Genomic DNA, 15,177 nt, shown 5'->3' with positions numbered 1-15,177 from the left:
ACGGATGCCCCGACCCGGCCGGGTCGGGGCATCCGCTCATCCGATGCGATATCGCTAGAGCGAACCGGTCGCACCGACGCCCAGGTCGGCGTCGTAGTCCACGTCCTTCGTCTCGGGCGCGAGGAGCAGCGCGATGAACGTCAGCACCGCCATCGCCGACAGGTACACCCCGACCAGCACGGGGCTGCCGCCGGCGGATGCCCACAGCCAGACCGCGACGATCGGCGCGAGGGCCGCCCCGAGGATCGACGACACGTTGTACGAGATGGCCGATCCCGAGTAGCGCACGTTGGTCGGGAACAGCTCCGGCAGCACGGCGCCCATCGGCCCGAACGTGGAGCCCATCAGCATGAACCCGAAGACGAGGAACGCCTGCGTGAGGGCTCCGGTGAACTTCGGGTCGGCCTGCGGGAGCAGGAAGATGTTGAAGGTGAGGCCGAACACGATGATCAGACCCGTCACCCACAGCAGCAGGCGGCGGCGGCCGATCGCGTCGGCGATCGGACCGGACAGCAGCGTGAAGATGCCGAAGAACACCACGCCGATGATCTGCATCAGCACGAAGTCGGTGTAGCCGAAGCCCAGACCCGGGTAGAACTGCGCCGCGAAGGCGTCGGCGTCGAACGGGTTGCCCGCGGCCTCGGCGGCCGCCTGCGCGGCGGCCGATGCCGTCTCGAGGTCCGCCGCCTTCGTGCCGTACGAGAGGGTGAAGTTCGTCATCAGGTAGAACAGCACGTACGTCGCCAGCATGATGAACGTGCCGAGGATCAGGTGCCACCAGTGGTGACGCAGGACCGTCGCCAGCGGGAACTTGCGGATCGCGCCCTTGGCCTCCGCCTTGACGAAGGTGTCGGACTCGACGAGGCGCAGGCGCACCCACAGGCCGATGATCACCATGACCGCCGAGAACAGGAACGGCACGCGCCATCCCCACGCGAGGAAGTCGTCCGAGCGCTGTCCTGCGCCGTCCGGGTGCGGGAGCAGGTAGTTGATCGCGAGGAACACCGAGTTGGCGATGATGAAGCCCAGCGGGGCACCCAGCTGCGGGAAGGTGCCGTACCAGGCGCGCTTGCCCTTCGGGGCGTTCTCGGTCGCGACGAGCGCCGCGCCAGACCACTCGCCGCCGAGCGCGAAGCCCTGGGCGAGGCGGAGCACCAGCAGCAGCACGGCCGCCCACACGCCGATCTCGTTGAAGGTCGGGAGGCATCCGATCAGGAAGGTCGCGATGCCCATCGTGAGGAGCGAGGCGACGAGGGTCGCCTTGCGCCCGAAGCGGTCGCCGAAGTGGCCGAACACCACCGCGCCGAGCGGCCGGGCGATCATGGCGGCGCCGAACACGCTGAACGAGAGCAGGAGCGACGTGGTGTCGTTGCCGGTGGGGAAGAAGAGGATGGGGAAGACCAGGACGGCGGCGGTCGCGTAGACGTAGAAGTCGTAGAACTCGATCGTCGTGCCGACGAGGCTCGCGGTGATGACGCGGGAACGGGGATTGGCGGGGGCCGCGGGCGTGGCGGCGGACGTGCGGGAAGTCATTGTCACCTGGGGGAGTGCGGAGCGAAGCATCCGGGTCGGATGCGGCGGTGGGCGTCCGCACGGCGCAGGGTGATGCGTCAGGCGGCACTGCACTGGATCACCGTGAGCACGGGCGGGGTCGCCCGGCACGAGGATCGAGTCTACCCCCGGCTGCGGATGCCGCGACGCGGGGTCGCGGCATCCGCTCGTTCCCGCTGGATCAGCGCCAGAGCACCGCGATCGCGGCGTTGGCGAAGGTGAGGATGCCGATCGACCAGAAGATCGCCGGCGGCACCGAGCCGGACTTGCGCTGGCGGCCGGCGCCGATGCCCAGCAGCGCGCCGATGATCAGGAGGATGACCAGCTTCACGCCGATCTTGGCGTAATTGAGGTCGTACTCGATTCCCCAAGGGGCGGCGAGGATGAGGCCGGCGACACCCGCGATGCCGAGACCCCAGTGCATGAGACGCGTGATGTGGTGCTTCCCGTTGACCAGTTCGACGACCCAGGCTCCGAAGAGGATGGCGAAGCCGACGAGGTGGACGAGCACGACGACGTGGCGGAGGATTTCCATGCCATCAGCCTACCTGAAGGTTGCCTCGCCTTCAGGGCCGATCGCGGCGGCGCGGCGAGGCCCGCGCCACCCGGTCACCGAGCCTGGCGGAGCTCCCGCAGCACGAGCGCGGTGCGCAGCGCGGCGTCCGCCGCCTCGTACCCCTTGTCCTCCTTCGACCCCTCGAGTCCGGCGCGGTCGATGCCCTGCGCCTCGTCGTCGAGCGTGAGCACACCGAAGCCCACCGGCTTGCCGGTGTCCAGCGCCACGCGCGTGAGGCCGTCGGTGGCCGCGTTCGAGACGAAGTCGAAGTGAGGCGTACCACCGCGGATGATCACCCCGAGCGCGACCGCCGCATCGGCGCCGGCGTCCAGCGCCGCCTTCGCGACGACCGGCAGCTCGAACGAGCCCGGTACGCGGACGAGGCGCCAGGAGGCGCCCGACGCCTCGAGGGCGCGCTCGGCGCCGGCGATGAGGCCGTCGGTGATCGTGTCGTGCCACGTGCCGGCGACGACGACCACGTCCAGGCCCGCGCCGTCGATCCGGTCGGTGGCCTGGGGAGCGCCCTTGCCGCTCATCGCTCTGCTCCTTCGTGCATCTGGGCCAGCGCGTCGGCGAGATCCGCCTCGGCGATGATGTGGCCCATGCGGTCGCGCTTGGTCGCGAGGTACTGGTGGTTGTTCGGGCCGACGCCCACGAGGAGCGGAACCTGCTCGACGATGTCGAGTCCGAGGGCTCGCAGCTGCGCCACCTTGTCGGTGTTGTTGGTCAGCAGGCGCACCTTCTCGATGCCGAGGTCGGTGAGGATCCCCGCCGCCGCCGCGTAGTCGCGCGCATCGGCCGGGAGGCCGAGCGCCAGGTTCGCATCGACGGTGTCGAGTCCGCGCTCCTGCAGCGAGTACGCGCGCAGCTTGTTGATGAGCCCGATGCCGCGCCCCTCGTGGCCGCGCATGTAGATGACGACCCCGCCGTCCTGCTCGATGGCGTCCAGCGCCGCATCGAGCTGGGGGCCGCACTCGCACTTGAGCGACCCGAAGGCTTCGCCGGTCAGGCACTCGGAGTGCACGCGCACCAGCGGCGCGTCGGAGAGCTCGCCCGAGACGACCGCGATGTGGTCGGTGCCGGTGACGCGGTCCTTGTACGCGAGGAAGCGGAAGTCGCCGTGCGAGGTGGGCACGCGCGCCTCGGCGCGCAGGCTCACGCGGCGCTTGTGCGCGCCGTGGGTCGCCGGGTCGCACGGCGCGGTCTCGTCGAGGTGGGCGATGAGCTGCTCGATCGTGATCACCGGGATGTCGTGCTCGGCGCCGAGCTCCTGGAGACCCGGCAGTCGCATCATGCTGCCGTCGTCGGCCACGACCTCGCCGATGACGCCGACCGGCGTGAGCTCGGCGAGGCGCATGAGCTCCACCGCGGCCTCGGTGTGGCCGGCCCGCTCGCGGACGCCGCCGTCGACGGCGCGCAGGGGCAGGATGTGGCCGGGACGGATGAGGCTGGCAGGCGTCGACTCGGGGTCGGCGAGCACGTTGAGCGTGTGCGCGCGGTCGGATGCGCTGATGCCCGTCGACGAGCGGTCGGCCGCGTCGACGCTGACGGTGTACGCGGTGCCGCGGGCGTCCTCGTTGACCTCCACCATCGGGGGGAGGTCGAGACGGTCGGCCCAGTCGGCGGGCATCGGGGCGCACAGGAAGCCGCTGGTCCAGCGGACGGTCCAGGCGACCCACTCGGGCGTCGCGAGCTGTGCCGACAGCACGACGTCGCCCTCGTTCTCGCGGTTCTCATCGTCGGCGACGATGACCGGCCGGCCGGCGCGCAGCGCCGCCAGGGCCTCGGGGATCGTGGAAAGGCTCATGCGGAGCCTCCTTCCGTGGGTGCGGACGTCGCCGCGGAGACTGCTGAGGCGGCCGGGGCCGTGGAGGCGAAGGAGAGGAGGCGCTGCACGTGCCGCGCCAGGATGTCGGTCTCGAGGTTGACGCGGTCGCCCGGGACGCGGGCGCCGAGGGTCGTCGCGGCGAGGGTCTCGGGAATGAGCGAGACCTCGAACCAGCCGTCGCCGGGGGAGGCGGGGCTGGCGGCGCTGACCGTGAGCGAGACGCCGTCGACGGCGATCGAGCCCTTGTCGACGACAAGGGGCGCGAGCGGTGCCGGCAGCGAGATGCGCAGCACCTGCCACTGCGCGCCGGGGCGCACCTCGAGCACCTCGCCGGTGCCGTCGATGTGACCCTGCACGATGTGCCCGCCCAGTCGTCCGTGCGCGGCCGTGGCGCGCTCGAGGTTCACGCGGCGTCCCGCTGCGACCCCGGCGAGGGTCGACATGTCCAGAGTCTGCTTCATCACGTCCGCGGTGAACCAGTCCGCGCCCTGGTCGACGACGGTGAGGCACACGCCGCTGACCGAGATCGAGTCGCCGTGCGCGGCATCCGACACCGCCTTCGGGGCGGTGACCGTCACGCGCACGCCGTCGCCCGACGGCTCGACGGCGGCGATCTCGCCGATCTCCTCGACGATTCCGGTGAACATCACTCGTCTCCTTCCGACGACGGGCGGGCGACGATGAGCAGATCATCGCCGAGGGGGGTGACGGATGCCACGGCCAGGCGTCGCGCCTCGGTGATCGTTGTCACGCCGATGTCCTGGAGCGCGAGGCGGTCGCCGCCGAGCAGCACGGGGGCGACGTACACGAGGAGCTCGTCGGCGAGCCCGTCGCGAAGGAAGGAGGCGGCGACGGAGGGCCCGCCCTCGACGAACACGCGCTGCACGCCGCGACGGCGGAGGTCTTCGAGCAGCGCCGGGAGGCCGCCGGACGCGGGGTCGCCGGGGAACTGCAGGAATGCGTGCGGGTGCCGGCGCAGCGCCGCGGTCTCGGGCACCGCGCGGGCGCCCACGACGACGGGGACAGGCTGTCGCGACAGGAGCGAGCCGTCCTCGGCGCGCGCGGTGAGGGCCGGGTCGTCGGCGAGGACCGTGCCGGTGCCGGCCACGATCGCGTCCGCCTGCGCCCGGCGAACGTGGACGTCGGCGCGCGCCACCGGTCCGGTGATCCACTGGCTGGTGCCGTCGGATGCCGCAGCCCGCCCGTCGAGGCTCTGGGCCCACTTCACCGTCACGTGCGGGCGACCGAGGCGCTGCACCGTGAGCCACGCGTCGAGCAGCGCGGCCGCCTCCGGCGCGAACAGGCCGGACTCGACGTCCACGCCGGCAGCGCGGAGCCGGTCGGCGCCGCCGGAGGAGTGGTCGCCGGGGTCGGCGACGGCGTACACCACGCGGGCGACCCCGGCGGCGATGAGCGCCTGGGCGCACGGGCCGGTGCGTCCGGTGTGGTTGCAGGGTTCGAGGGTGACGACGGCGGTCGCACCGCGGGCTGCGCCCGGCGCCAGCTGCGACAGGGCATCGACCTCGGCGTGCGGCGTCCCGGCGCCGCGGTGCCAGCCCTCGGCGAGGATCTCGCCGTCGGGCGAGAGCAGCACGGCACCGACCTGCGGGTTCACGCCCCGCGGGCCGCGCACGGCGAGCTCCAGCGCGCGACGCATCGCGTCGTGTTCCGCTGCGCTTGCCATCCGGCCCCTCGTCTCGTCGTCGTCTACGACGCTCCGGGGCACGGGAAGCCGCGGCGCGCAGGGCGCCGCTCGTGCTGCCTCCCATCCGGACTAGCGACGGATACCCGTCGCATCACCGTCGGTTCCGGAGTTCCACCGGATCGGCCGTGGCGGCATCCGATCGGATGCTGATGCCTCGGCTCGCGGACTGTCACCGCCGGTTCGGATTCTCACCGACCCCGGAGCACGTTGATGCTCACGAGTGTAGTCAACGCGGCATCCGTTCATTCATTCCATGTCTTCGCATGTACTTCGTCGCGAGGCGGGCGCGGCATGCGGCCGTCACTCCAGCAGCGCGCGCGCGGTGGCCTCGTCCACGACCAGGTCGGTGGCGATGCGCGCGGCCAGCGCCCCGCGCAGGCTCGCGAGCTTCGAGACGCCCGAGACGATGCACAGGCGCCGGGGGATCCGCCGCAGCAGGTCGAGGCTCGGGCCCGTCGCGCGGGCGTTGAGCGTGATGCCGTCGCTCGAGCCGTCGGCGCGGTAGAAGACCGTCGCGACGTCGCCGACCACGCCCTCGTCGGCGAGCTCGTCGAGCTCGCCCGCCTCGAGGTAGCCGCCGCTGTACACGTGGCTGGGCACCTGCGAGCCCGCCGAGCCGGTGCTGAAGACGACGAGGTCCATCGACGTCTGCATGTCGAGGATCCGGCGGGTGCTGCGCTCCCGCCACATCGCCCGCTTCGTCGCCGGGTCGTCGAAGAATGCCGGCACCGGGAACTGCTGCGCGCTGCCGTCGTACGCCGCGGCGAAGCGGCTGAGGATCTCGCTGGCGTACAGGAGGCCGGTCGTGTGCGTGTTGCCCGAGCCGTTGAGCTGCACGAACGTCGCGCCGTGGACCGGCTTGGGCACCAGATGCCGGCTCACCGCGGCGGTCGTCGACCCCCACGCGACACCCACCGTCATGTCGTCCTGGACGAGGTCGGCGACGATGTGGGCGGCGGCGATCGCGACGCGCTGGAGGCGGTCGACCTCGGTGGCGTCCTCGGGCACCGGAACGACGTCGGCCGCGATGCCGAACCGTTCGGCCAGGCGCTCCTCGAGCCCCTCGGGGGCGGCGAAGGGAGACCGGATGCGGATGTCGACGATGCCCGCGGCGCGCGCATGGGTGAGCAGGCGCGACACCGTCGAACGCGACGTGCCGAGCTCGCGGGCGATCGCCTCCATCGTGCGGTCCTGCACGTAATACAGGTGCGCGGCGGTGAGGGCCCGCTGCACCGTCCGGGCGTCGCCGATCTGCTCCATCCGCCCATTGTGCACGTATGTGCATATGGCCTGCAAGGACGTCCAGAGGTGTCATCATGGTCACCAGCGACACGAGAGGGGGCCGGCGATGACGGCGGGTTCGGAGCGAGGATTCGAGGCACTTTCGGCGCGTCCGTATGCCGACGTGCTGATCATCGGGGGCGGCATCAACGGCCTCGCCACCTTCCGCGACCTCGCCATCCAGGGCGTGGACGTCGCGCTCGTCGAGAAGGACGACTTCGTCAGCGGCGCCTCCGCGGCCTCGTCCCACATGATCCACGGCGGCATCCGCTACCTCGAGAACGGCGAGTTCCGTCTCGTGCACGAGGCGGTCACCGAGCGCAACGCGCTGCTCAAGACCGCACCGCACTACGTGCGCCCGCTGCAGACGACCATCCCGATCTTCTCCACCTTCTCCGGCGTCCTCTCCGCTCCGCTGCGCTTCCTCCGCCACGGCGGCGGAAAGCACCGAGAGCGCGGCGCCGCGCTCATCAAGATCGGGCTGGTCATCTACGACTCCTTCTCCCGTGGCGGAGGTCTGTTCGGGCGCGGCACCGTGCCACGCCACACGTTCCACGGCCGCAAGCGCTCGCTCGCGCAGCTCCCTCAGCTGAACCCCGACGTGAAGTACACCGCCACCTACTGGGATGCCTCCCTCCACGACCCCGAGCGCCTGGCGATCGACGTCCTGCGCGACGGCCGCATCGCCGGCGGCGAGCGCGCGCGCGCTGCCAACCACACCGCGGCGGTGGGGGTCGACCGCGGACGGGTCGTGCTGCGCGACGCGCTGAGCGGGGAGGAGACGCGGTTCGCGGCATCCGTCGTCGTCAACGCCAGCGGACCGTGGACGGATCTGACGAACCTGGCCCTGGGCGACCCGACACGCTACATGGGCGGCACCAAGGGCTCGCACATCGTGCTCGACCACCCCGAGCTGCTCGCTGCGACGGGCGGCCGGGAGCTGTTCTTCGAGAACGAGGACGGCCGCATCGTCCTCATCTACCCCCTGAAGGGTCGCGTGCTGGTCGGCACCACCGATCTCGAGCACGAGATGGGCGACCCGGTCGTGTGCACCGAGGCCGAGGTCGACTACTTCATCGACCTCATCGGGCAGGTGCTGCCCACCGTGCCGGTGCAGCGCTCGCAGATCGTCTACCGGTTCTCGGGCGTGCGGCCGCTGCCGGGCCACGGCGAGCTCTCGCCCGGCTTCGTCTCGCGGGACTATCGCATCGAGTCCGCCCCGCTCGTGGGAGGGGACGCCACGGTCCTGAGCCTCGTCGGCGGCAAGTGGACGACCTTCCGCGCCTCGGCCGAGGACCTCGCCGGCCGCGCCCTCGAGCTGCTCGCCCAGCCCCGCCGTCGCTCCACCCGCGGCCTGCCGATCGGCGGCGGCCGGGGCTACCCCGTCACCGAGCGCGCGCGGCAGCAGTGGATCGCCTCGCACGCCGTGGACGTCCCCGCCGCGCGCGTGGCGACGCTGCTGGACCGCTACGGCACGGTCGCGGCATCCGTCGCCGAGGCCATCGCGCAGGACCCGGACGACGCACTCCTGGACCACGCGCCCTCCTACAGCTCGGGCGAGCTGCGGCACCTCGCGGCGACCGAGGACGTCGCGCACCTCGACGACCTGCTCCTGCGCCGCACGAGCATCGCCTTCACCGGCGGTGCGACGCCCGACGCGGTGGCCGAGGTCGCCGACGCCGTCGCGCCGGTGCTCGGGTGGGATGCGGACCGCGTCTCCCTCGAGATCGCCCGTGCTCTCGAGCGGGTCCACGCCGCCGACCCGACGTGGTCCCCGGCGTCGGCACGATAGCCTGACCGCACCGCGCCCGAGGGCGCCGTCGCGGGCACTGCCGCCCGCCGAGGAAGGAGACGAGGTTGCCCGGCCACGTGCTGTCCATCGATCAGGGCACGACCTCGACGCGCGCGATCGTGTTCGACTCCGGCGGCGCGGTCGTCGCCGTCTCGCAGCGCGAGCACGAGCAGATCTTCCCCCGCGCGGGCTGGGTCGAGCACGATCCGGTCGAGATCTGGACGAACACCGAATGGGTGGTGGCCTCGTGCCTCTCGCGCGCCGGGATCGGCGCGTCCGAGGTCGCGGCGATCGGCGTGACCAACCAGCGCGAGACCGCCGTCGTGTGGGAGAAGCGCACCGGCCGGCCCGTGCACAACGCCCTCGTCTGGCAGGACACCCGCACGCAGCCGCGCATCGACGAGATGTCGCGCGACGGCGGGGGCGACCGATTCGCCGACACCACCGGTCTGCCGCTGGCGACCTACTTCTCGGCGTCGAAAGTGGCGTGGATCCTCGACCACGTGCCCGGCGCGCGCGCGGCCGCGGAGGCGGGCGACCTGCTGTTCGGCACGCCCGACACGTGGGTGGTGTGGAACCTCACCGGCGGCGCGCGCGGCGGCATCCACGTCACCGACGTCACCAACGCCTCGCGGACGCTCCTGATGGACCTGCGCACCCTCGACTGGTCCGACGAGCTGCTGGCGACCTGGCGCATCCCGCGGGCGATGATGCCGGCCATCCGCTCCTCATCGGAGGTCGTCGGCGAATCGCTGCTGCCGGAGGTCCTCCACGGCGCCCCGATCGCCGGGATCCTCGGCGACCAGCAGGCGGCGACCTTCGGGCAGGCGGCGTTCGACGCGGGAGAGTCGAAGAACACGTACGGCACGGGCAACTTCCTGCTCGTCAACACCGGGACCGAGATCATCCGCTCCGGCAGCGGGCTCATCACCACCGTCGGCTACCGGATCGGCGACGAGCCCGCGCGCTATGCGCTGGAGGGCTCGATCGCCGTGACCGGCTCGCTGGTCCAGTGGCTGCGCGACAACCTCGGCATCATCCAGCGCTCGGAGGAGGTCGAGACGCTCGCCTCGACCGTCGACGACAACGGCGGAGCGTACTTCGTGCCGGCGTTCTCGGGGCTTTTCGCGCCGTACTGGCGCCCCGACGCACGCGGCGCGCTCGTCGGCCTCACACGCTACGTCAACAAGGGGCACATCGCGCGGGCCGCCCTCGAGTCGACGGCCTTCCAGACCCGCGATGTCATCGAGGCGGTCGTCGCCGACACAGGACGGACGCTCGACGAGCTCCGCGTGGACGGCGGCATGACGCGCAACGACCTGCTGATGCAGTTCCAGGCCGACATCCTCGGCATCCCGGTGGTGCGCCCGAAGGTCGTCGAGACCACGGCGCTCGGCGCCGCGTACGCCGCGGGCCTGGCGACGGGGGTCTGGCGCGACCTCGACGAGCTGCGCGCCCACTGGCAGGAGGACGTCCGCTTCGAGCCGCGGATGGCGCAGGACGAGCGCGAGCGGCGATTCCGGCAGTGGCGCAAGGCCGTGTCGAAGTCGCTGGACTGGGTCGACGACGACGCCCGCGTGCTCATGGGCACCACCGAGACGCCGCCGTTCGGCTGAGGCCTCGACGGGCGCCGCGGGGTCCCGGCGCGTCGGCGCCTACTTCAGCAGGCGCGAGAGGCGGCGGTCCGCGAGGATCTTGCCGCCGGTCTGGCAGGTCGGACAGTACTCGAGCGAGTTGTCGGCGAAGAACACGCTGCGCACCTCGTCGCCGCACACGGGGCAGGTCTCGCCTCGCCGGCCGTGCACCTGCATGCCGCGGCGCTTGGCGTCTTTGAGCTCGGCCGGCGGCTTGCCGGACGCCTCGGCGACGGCATCCGTCAGCGTCTGCGTCATCGCGTCGAAGAGGCGCGTGATGTCGGCGTCCGACAGCGAGGACGCGAGCGCGTACGGCGACATCTTCGCCGCGTGGAGGATCTCGTCGGAGTAGGCGTTGCCGACGCCGGCGATGATCGCCTGGTCGCGCAGCACGCCTTTGATCTGCGTGCGCCGGCCCTCGATGAGGGACGCGAACACGTCGCGCGAGAAGGACGGGTCGAGCGGGTCGGGGCCGAGCCGGGCGATGCCGGGCACGTCGGCGGGCTCGCGGACGACGTAGACGGCGAGCGACTTCTTCGTGCCCGCCTCGGTCAGGTCGAAGCCCGCGCCGTCGGCGAGCGCCACGCGCAGCGCGATCGGTGTCTTGCCGGGGCGGATCACGGTCTTCGGCAGCTCGTCGTACCAGCGCAGCCACCCCGCCTTGGCGAGGTGGAACACCAGGTGCGGGCCGGTCGTGGCGAGGTCGATGAACTTGCCGTGGCGTTCGGCCCCCGTGATCTCGGCGTCCTTCAGCGCGTCGATCGGCGGGTCGTACGTCTTCAGCGCCGCGATGTTCGCGACCGTGGCGCGCTCGATGCGCACGCCGGTGAGCCGCTCGCGGAGGAAGTCGACGAGCCCCTGAACCTCGGGCATCTCGGGCATGCGCTCATCCTGCCATGGGCCCGCGACGGCAGGGCCGGCGAACCCGCCGGGTTCGCGGCGAGCGGCGGGGGCCGGTCAGTCCGCGAGGACCGCCCAGCGCTGCGGCCCGCGGTCGTCGGATGCGAGGAGGCCGGCGATCCAGCCGTCGTCGCGCCCGTGCGCGCCCGTCAGCGCCTTGCGCAGCAGTCCCTCGTATCGGAAGCCGAGCGTGCGGGCGAGCTTCGCCGAGGCGACGTTCCCCACGACCGCCCGCCACTCGATGCGGACCAGGCCCAGACCGTCGGACGAGAACCCCCAGTCGATCACCGCCTCGGCCGCCTCGCGGAGCCGACCGCTGCCGCGAGACCAGGGCGCCATCCAGTAGCCGATCTCACCGGCTCCTCGTCCGTCGACGCGGTAGAACCCGATGGTGCCGACGAGGCGGCCGCTCTCGCGGATGATCCAGGTCAGGTGCTGGCCCGCCTCCCAGTCGCGCGGGATGCGCTCCACGAACGCCGCCGCGTGCTCCCGCTCGTACGGGACCGGCACCGGGGTGTACCGCTGGATGTCGGCATCCTGGCAGGCCGCGTGGATCAGGTCGACATCGTCCTCCCGGGGGAGCGACAGCTCGAGGCGAGGCGTGCGCAGGACGACCGGCTCCATCGGCCCAGCCTAGGGCCGGGCGCGCCGGGTTGCCCGCCGCAGGCCGGGGAGTCAGCGGGTACGGCGGAGCAGCCCCACCTTGTCGTAGACGTCGGCGAGCGTGCGGTTGGCGACTTCTTCGGCCTTGGCGGCGTTCGCGGCCAGCACGCGGTCGAGCTCTGCCGGGTCGTCGAGCATCTGCAGCGCGCGCTCGCGCACCGGACCGAACTCGTTCACCACGACCTCGGCCAGGCCCTTCTTGAAGTCGCCGTAGCCGCGGCCCGCGTACTCGTCCTCGATCGCCGGGATCTGGCGGCCCGTCAGCGCCGCGTAGATCACCAGCAGGTTCGACACGCCGGGCTTGGTCTCGCGGTTGTACCGCACCGACCCCTCGGAGTCGGTCACGGCGCGCATGATCTTCTTCGCCGAGACCGCCGGGTCGTCCAGCAGCCAGAGCACGCCGGCATCCGTCTCGGCAGACTTCGACATCTTCGCGGTCGGGTTCTGCAGGTCGTAGATGCGCGCGGTCTCCTGCTGGATGACCGGCGTCGGCACGCGGAACGTCTTGCCGAAGCGGCTGTTGAAGCGCTCGGCGAGGTCGCGCGTGAGCTCGACGTGCTGCTTCTGGTCGTCGCCGACAGGCACGATGTCGGTCTGGTAGAGCAGGATGTCGGCGGCCATCAGCACCGGGTAGGTGAAGAGCCCGACGGAGGTCGCGTCCGTGCCGTAGCGCTGCGACTTGTCTTTGAACTGCGTCATGCGGCCGGCCTCGCCGAAGCCGGTGATCGTCGACAGGATCCACGCGAGCTCGGGGTGCGCGGGCACGTGCGACTGCACGTACAGCGTCGACTTCGACGGCTCGATCCCCGCCGCGATGTACTGCGCGGCCGTGCGGCGCGTCTTCTCGCGGAGGTGCTCGGGATCCTGCGCGACGGTGATCGCGTGGAGGTCGACCACCGAGAAGAACGCGTCGTAGGACTCCTGCAGATCGCGCCACTGCATGAGGGCCCCGATGTAGTTGCCGATCTGGAGCGAGTCGGCGGAGGGCTGCATGCCGGAATAGAGACGCGACTTGGTCATCCGACAATCCTACAAAGCGGATGCCGCCGCTCCGCGCCGCCCGCGGGTGCCGGCGCGGCTTGGCGAGCGGTCAGCGGCCGATCGTGTAGTCCGCGACGACGGGGGAGTGGTCGCTCCACCGGGTGTCCCACGAGGGCGCCCGCGCCACGCGATAGTCGGCGACCCGCGCCCCCAGCTCGGGCGTTGCGAGGTGGTAGTCGATCCGCCACCCGGTGTCGTTGTCGAACGCGCGTCCGCGCATCGACCACCACGTGTAGGGGCCGTCGACGTCGCCGTGGAACCGGCGGCCGACGTCGACCCAGCCGAGGCCCGGGCCGACCGACCCGTCGGCGCCCGTGACGTCGGCACCCTCGTCGCCGAAGAACCGGTCGAAGTACGCGCGCTCGCGGGGGAGGAAGCCGGCCTTCTTGACGTTGCCCTTCCAGTTGCGGATGTCGAACTCGCGGTGCCCGACGTTGAGATCGCCCATCACGAGGGCGAGCGGCGAGGCGGCGCGCAGCTGCGGCATCCGCTTCTCCATCGCATCGAGGAAGGCCCACTTGGCGTCCTGTTTCGGCGTCTCGGCCTCGCCGGTGTGGACGTAGGCGCTGACCACGATCAGGCGCTCGCCGTCGATGTCGAAGTCGGCCTCGATCCAGCGGCCCGCGCTGTCGAGCACATCGGCGGCGTCCTCCGCCGCGGGCCCGAGCACCCGCCGCACCTCGACCGAGGGCATCCGGCTGGCCACGGCGACGCCGGCGCGGCCCTTCGCCAGCGCCTCGTCGTTGACGATCTCCCACCCGGGCAGGGCCGCGCGCAGCTCGTCCTCGGTCGCGCGCACCTCCTGCAGCGCCATCACGTCGATGTCGGCGGCGTCGAGCCACTCGAGCATGCCCTTGCGCGTCGCCGCGCGGATCCCGTTGACGTTGACGGAGGCGATGCGAACACGGCGAGACACGACGGCAAGACTATCCGGCACCGCCGACACTCACTCGAACAGGCTGCCGGCCTTCTTCTGCACGGGCGGCGTCGCCGCCTCGACCTGGGCCAGCTCGTCCTCGGCGGCGCGGACGGCGCGGTTCGCCGTCCAGATCCGGTACCACGGCGCGCTGTCGCGCGCCTCCTCGGCGGTGCGCAGGCGCACGCGCGCGGCGACCAGGAGCGCCGCATGCTCGGCCGCCAGCCGGTCGGCCTCCGTCTGCGGCAGGAGGGGGATCTCCTCGTCCTGTGCCGACACCGCGATCCACGCGGCGGCGACGAGCATGATGATGCCGATGATGCGGAACCACAGCAGCAGGCCGACGAAGATCGCGAAGGTGGCCAGCAGCGCGTTCGTCGGCGTGTAGACGAAGAGCCAGCCGGTGAACAGCTGCAGCACGGTGATCGCGCCCCCGCCGAGCAGGGCGCCGGGGATGATCCGCCGCGGGGGGAGCTCGGTCCCGGTGAGGAAGCGGATGAGCGCGCCGAGCGCGGCGCTGTAGATGGCGAACGAGATGAGGATCGTGCCGACGGTGGCCGTGACCCCGATCCACCCCGACGCGTCGTCCCAGCCGAGGATCGAGAACACCCACGTCAGCGCCCACGTCCCGATCGAGGTGGCCGCGAAGCCCAGCACGAGGGCGAGCGCGAACAGCCCGGCGCCGATGAGGTCGCGCACCTTCAGGTAGACGTAGCTGCGGCTGTCGGGCGGCAGGCCGAAGATGTCGCGCACCGCGCGGCGCGTGAAGGTGACGAACCCGATCGCGGTCCAGATCAGGGTGCCGAGCGCGATGATGCCTGTGATGCCGAGCACGCCGGCGTTGCTCGTGGCGACCTCGGTCACCTGGTCGGGGGTGAACAGCCCGCCCTCCGGCGCGATGAGACCGGGGATGTAGCTGTTGATGAGGTCGATGAGGCCCTCGATGGCCTGCTCGCTGCCGCCGAGCCAGAGGCCGGTGATCGCGAACGCCACATAGATCGCCGCGAACGTCGCGAACAGCGCCTGGTAGCTCACGCCCGCCGCGAGCAGGAAGCCGTTGTGCTGCAGGAAGTGGCGCCACACGCGCACCGGGAACCAGGCGAGCGTGCGCTGCGTGATCGCCGTCGCGCGGCTCAGCGGCTCGTCGAAGCGCTGACGCAGGCTCGTCTGCGTCGCCTCCCACCGCGCGCGGAGCGACTCCTCCTCGCGCTGGGCGGCGTCGGCCTGGTCCCGGGCTTGCTCGTGGCCCTGCGCATGACGGCGCGGCTTCTCCTGCGCGTCGTCCCGATGGCTCACGGACCTCACATTAT

General features: G+C 71.7%; 14 protein-coding genes and 1 riboswitch. Of the genes, 2 read left to right on the top strand and 12 right to left on the bottom strand.

Annotated features, from left to right (window positions below):
* Positions 1-54: 54 nt before the first annotated feature.
* The 7 genes from ACZBH1_RS01745 to ACZBH1_RS01715 all read right to left on the bottom strand — a co-directional run bounded on the left by ACZBH1_RS01745 (position 55) and on the right by ACZBH1_RS01715 (position 6,900).
* A complete protein-coding gene (locus tag ACZBH1_RS01745; RefSeq protein WP_336398384.1) occupies positions 55-1,533 on the bottom strand; it encodes an MFS transporter in 1,479 nt (492 codons plus the stop codon).
* A gap of 199 nt (positions 1,534-1,732) precedes the next feature.
* On the bottom strand, positions 1,733-2,086 hold the full coding sequence (locus ACZBH1_RS01740) for a Fe-S protein (protein WP_463645299.1): 354 nt from the start codon (positions 2,084-2,086) through the stop codon (positions 1,733-1,735).
* Positions 2,087-2,160: 74 nt separating this feature from the next.
* Complete coding sequence (gene ribH / locus ACZBH1_RS01735; RefSeq protein WP_336398386.1) at positions 2,161-2,643, bottom strand: 6,7-dimethyl-8-ribityllumazine synthase; 483 nt, start codon at positions 2,641-2,643, stop codon at positions 2,161-2,163.
* A complete protein-coding gene (gene ribA / locus ACZBH1_RS01730; protein WP_336398387.1) occupies positions 2,640-3,914 on the bottom strand; it encodes a GTP cyclohydrolase II in 1,275 nt (424 codons plus the stop codon). Before ribA ends, ribH begins: the two co-directional genes overlap by 4 nt.
* Positions 3,911-4,582 (bottom strand): riboflavin synthase, encoded by a 672-nt coding sequence (locus ACZBH1_RS01725; protein WP_336398388.1) that lies wholly within the window; start codon positions 4,580-4,582, stop codon positions 3,911-3,913. The genes ribA and ACZBH1_RS01725 overlap by 4 nt, the downstream gene beginning before the upstream one ends.
* A complete protein-coding gene (gene ribD, locus ACZBH1_RS01720; RefSeq protein WP_378882374.1) occupies positions 4,582-5,619 on the bottom strand; it encodes a bifunctional diaminohydroxyphosphoribosylaminopyrimidine deaminase/5-amino-6-(5-phosphoribosylamino)uracil reductase RibD in 1,038 nt (345 codons plus the stop codon). Before ribD ends, ACZBH1_RS01725 begins: the two co-directional genes overlap by 1 nt.
* A gap of 68 nt (positions 5,620-5,687) precedes the next feature.
* Positions 5,688-5,849, bottom strand: a riboswitch (FMN riboswitch).
* Between the two features lie 91 nt (positions 5,850-5,940).
* Positions 5,941-6,900: a sugar-binding transcriptional regulator gene (locus tag ACZBH1_RS01715; RefSeq protein ID WP_336398390.1), complete on the bottom strand. Its 960-nt coding sequence runs from the start codon at positions 6,898-6,900 to the stop codon at positions 5,941-5,943.
* An 88-nt stretch (positions 6,901-6,988) separates the two neighbouring features.
* Between ACZBH1_RS01715 and ACZBH1_RS01710 the strand changes: the two genes are divergently transcribed.
* Positions 6,989-8,713, top strand: a complete 1,725-nt coding sequence (locus ACZBH1_RS01710) for a glycerol-3-phosphate dehydrogenase/oxidase (protein ID WP_463645298.1) — start codon at positions 6,989-6,991, stop codon at positions 8,711-8,713.
* Positions 8,714-8,778: 65 nt separating this feature from the next.
* Positions 8,779-10,329, top strand: a complete 1,551-nt coding sequence (gene glpK / locus ACZBH1_RS01705; RefSeq protein ID WP_452325205.1) for a glycerol kinase GlpK — start codon at positions 8,779-8,781, stop codon at positions 10,327-10,329.
* Between the two features lie 39 nt (positions 10,330-10,368).
* Here the strand turns inward: glpK and ACZBH1_RS01700 are convergent, their stop codons facing one another.
* The 5 genes from ACZBH1_RS01700 to ACZBH1_RS01680 all read right to left on the bottom strand — a co-directional run bounded on the left by ACZBH1_RS01700 (position 10,369) and on the right by ACZBH1_RS01680 (position 15,163).
* Positions 10,369-11,229, bottom strand: a complete 861-nt coding sequence (locus ACZBH1_RS01700) for an Fpg/Nei family DNA glycosylase (protein WP_336398393.1) — start codon at positions 11,227-11,229, stop codon at positions 10,369-10,371.
* 75 nt (positions 11,230-11,304) lie between these two features.
* The gene (locus ACZBH1_RS01695) at positions 11,305-11,871 is read right to left on the bottom strand and encodes a GNAT family N-acetyltransferase (RefSeq protein WP_463645297.1); all 567 of its coding nucleotides are present in this window, start codon (positions 11,869-11,871) and stop codon (positions 11,305-11,307) included.
* 51 nt (positions 11,872-11,922) lie between these two features.
* The gene (gene trpS / locus ACZBH1_RS01690; RefSeq protein ID WP_463645296.1) at positions 11,923-12,930 is read right to left on the bottom strand and encodes a tryptophan--tRNA ligase; all 1,008 of its coding nucleotides are present in this window, start codon (positions 12,928-12,930) and stop codon (positions 11,923-11,925) included.
* 70 nt (positions 12,931-13,000) lie between these two features.
* On the bottom strand, positions 13,001-13,867 hold the full coding sequence (locus ACZBH1_RS01685) for an exodeoxyribonuclease III (RefSeq protein WP_463645295.1): 867 nt from the start codon (positions 13,865-13,867) through the stop codon (positions 13,001-13,003).
* A gap of 30 nt (positions 13,868-13,897) precedes the next feature.
* Positions 13,898-15,163, bottom strand: a complete 1,266-nt coding sequence (locus ACZBH1_RS01680) for a YihY/virulence factor BrkB family protein (RefSeq protein ID WP_336398397.1) — start codon at positions 15,161-15,163, stop codon at positions 13,898-13,900.
* Positions 15,164-15,177 lie beyond the last annotated feature (14 nt).

The organism is Microbacterium sp. ZXT2-5 (genome assembly GCF_055329545.1).
Note: the sequence above shows the minus strand (reverse complement) of the source record. Positions and strands in the feature narration are given on the sequence as shown.

Excerpts from the sequence above, each read along its gene's own strand:
- ACZBH1_RS01745 (WP_336398384.1), bottom strand. The coding sequence starts at position 1,533 with ATGACTTCCCGCACGTCCGCCGCCACGCCCGCGGCCCCCGCCAATCCC.
- ribD (WP_378882374.1), bottom strand. The coding sequence starts at position 5,619 with ATGGCAAGCGCAGCGGAACACGACGCGATGCGTCGCGCGCTGGAGCTC.
- ACZBH1_RS01725 (WP_336398388.1), bottom strand. The coding sequence starts at position 4,582 with ATGTTCACCGGAATCGTCGAGGAGATCGGCGAGATCGCCGCCGTCGAG.
- ACZBH1_RS01740 (WP_463645299.1), bottom strand. The coding sequence starts at position 2,086 with ATGGAAATCCTCCGCCACGTCGTCGTGCTCGTCCACCTCGTCGGCTTC.
- ribH (WP_336398386.1), bottom strand. The coding sequence starts at position 2,643 with ATGAGCGGCAAGGGCGCTCCCCAGGCCACCGACCGGATCGACGGCGCG.
- trpS (WP_463645296.1), bottom strand. The coding sequence starts at position 12,930 with ATGACCAAGTCGCGTCTCTATTCCGGCATGCAGCCCTCCGCCGACTCG.
- ACZBH1_RS01710 (WP_463645298.1), top strand. The coding sequence starts at position 6,989 with ATGACGGCGGGTTCGGAGCGAGGATTCGAGGCACTTTCGGCGCGTCCG.
- ACZBH1_RS01715 (WP_336398390.1), bottom strand. The coding sequence starts at position 6,900 with ATGGAGCAGATCGGCGACGCCCGGACGGTGCAGCGGGCCCTCACCGCC.
- ACZBH1_RS01695 (WP_463645297.1), bottom strand. The coding sequence starts at position 11,871 with ATGGAGCCGGTCGTCCTGCGCACGCCTCGCCTCGAGCTGTCGCTCCCC.
- ACZBH1_RS01700 (WP_336398393.1), bottom strand. The coding sequence starts at position 11,229 with ATGCCCGAGATGCCCGAGGTTCAGGGGCTCGTCGACTTCCTCCGCGAG.
- ribA (WP_336398387.1), bottom strand. The coding sequence starts at position 3,914 with ATGAGCCTTTCCACGATCCCCGAGGCCCTGGCGGCGCTGCGCGCCGGC.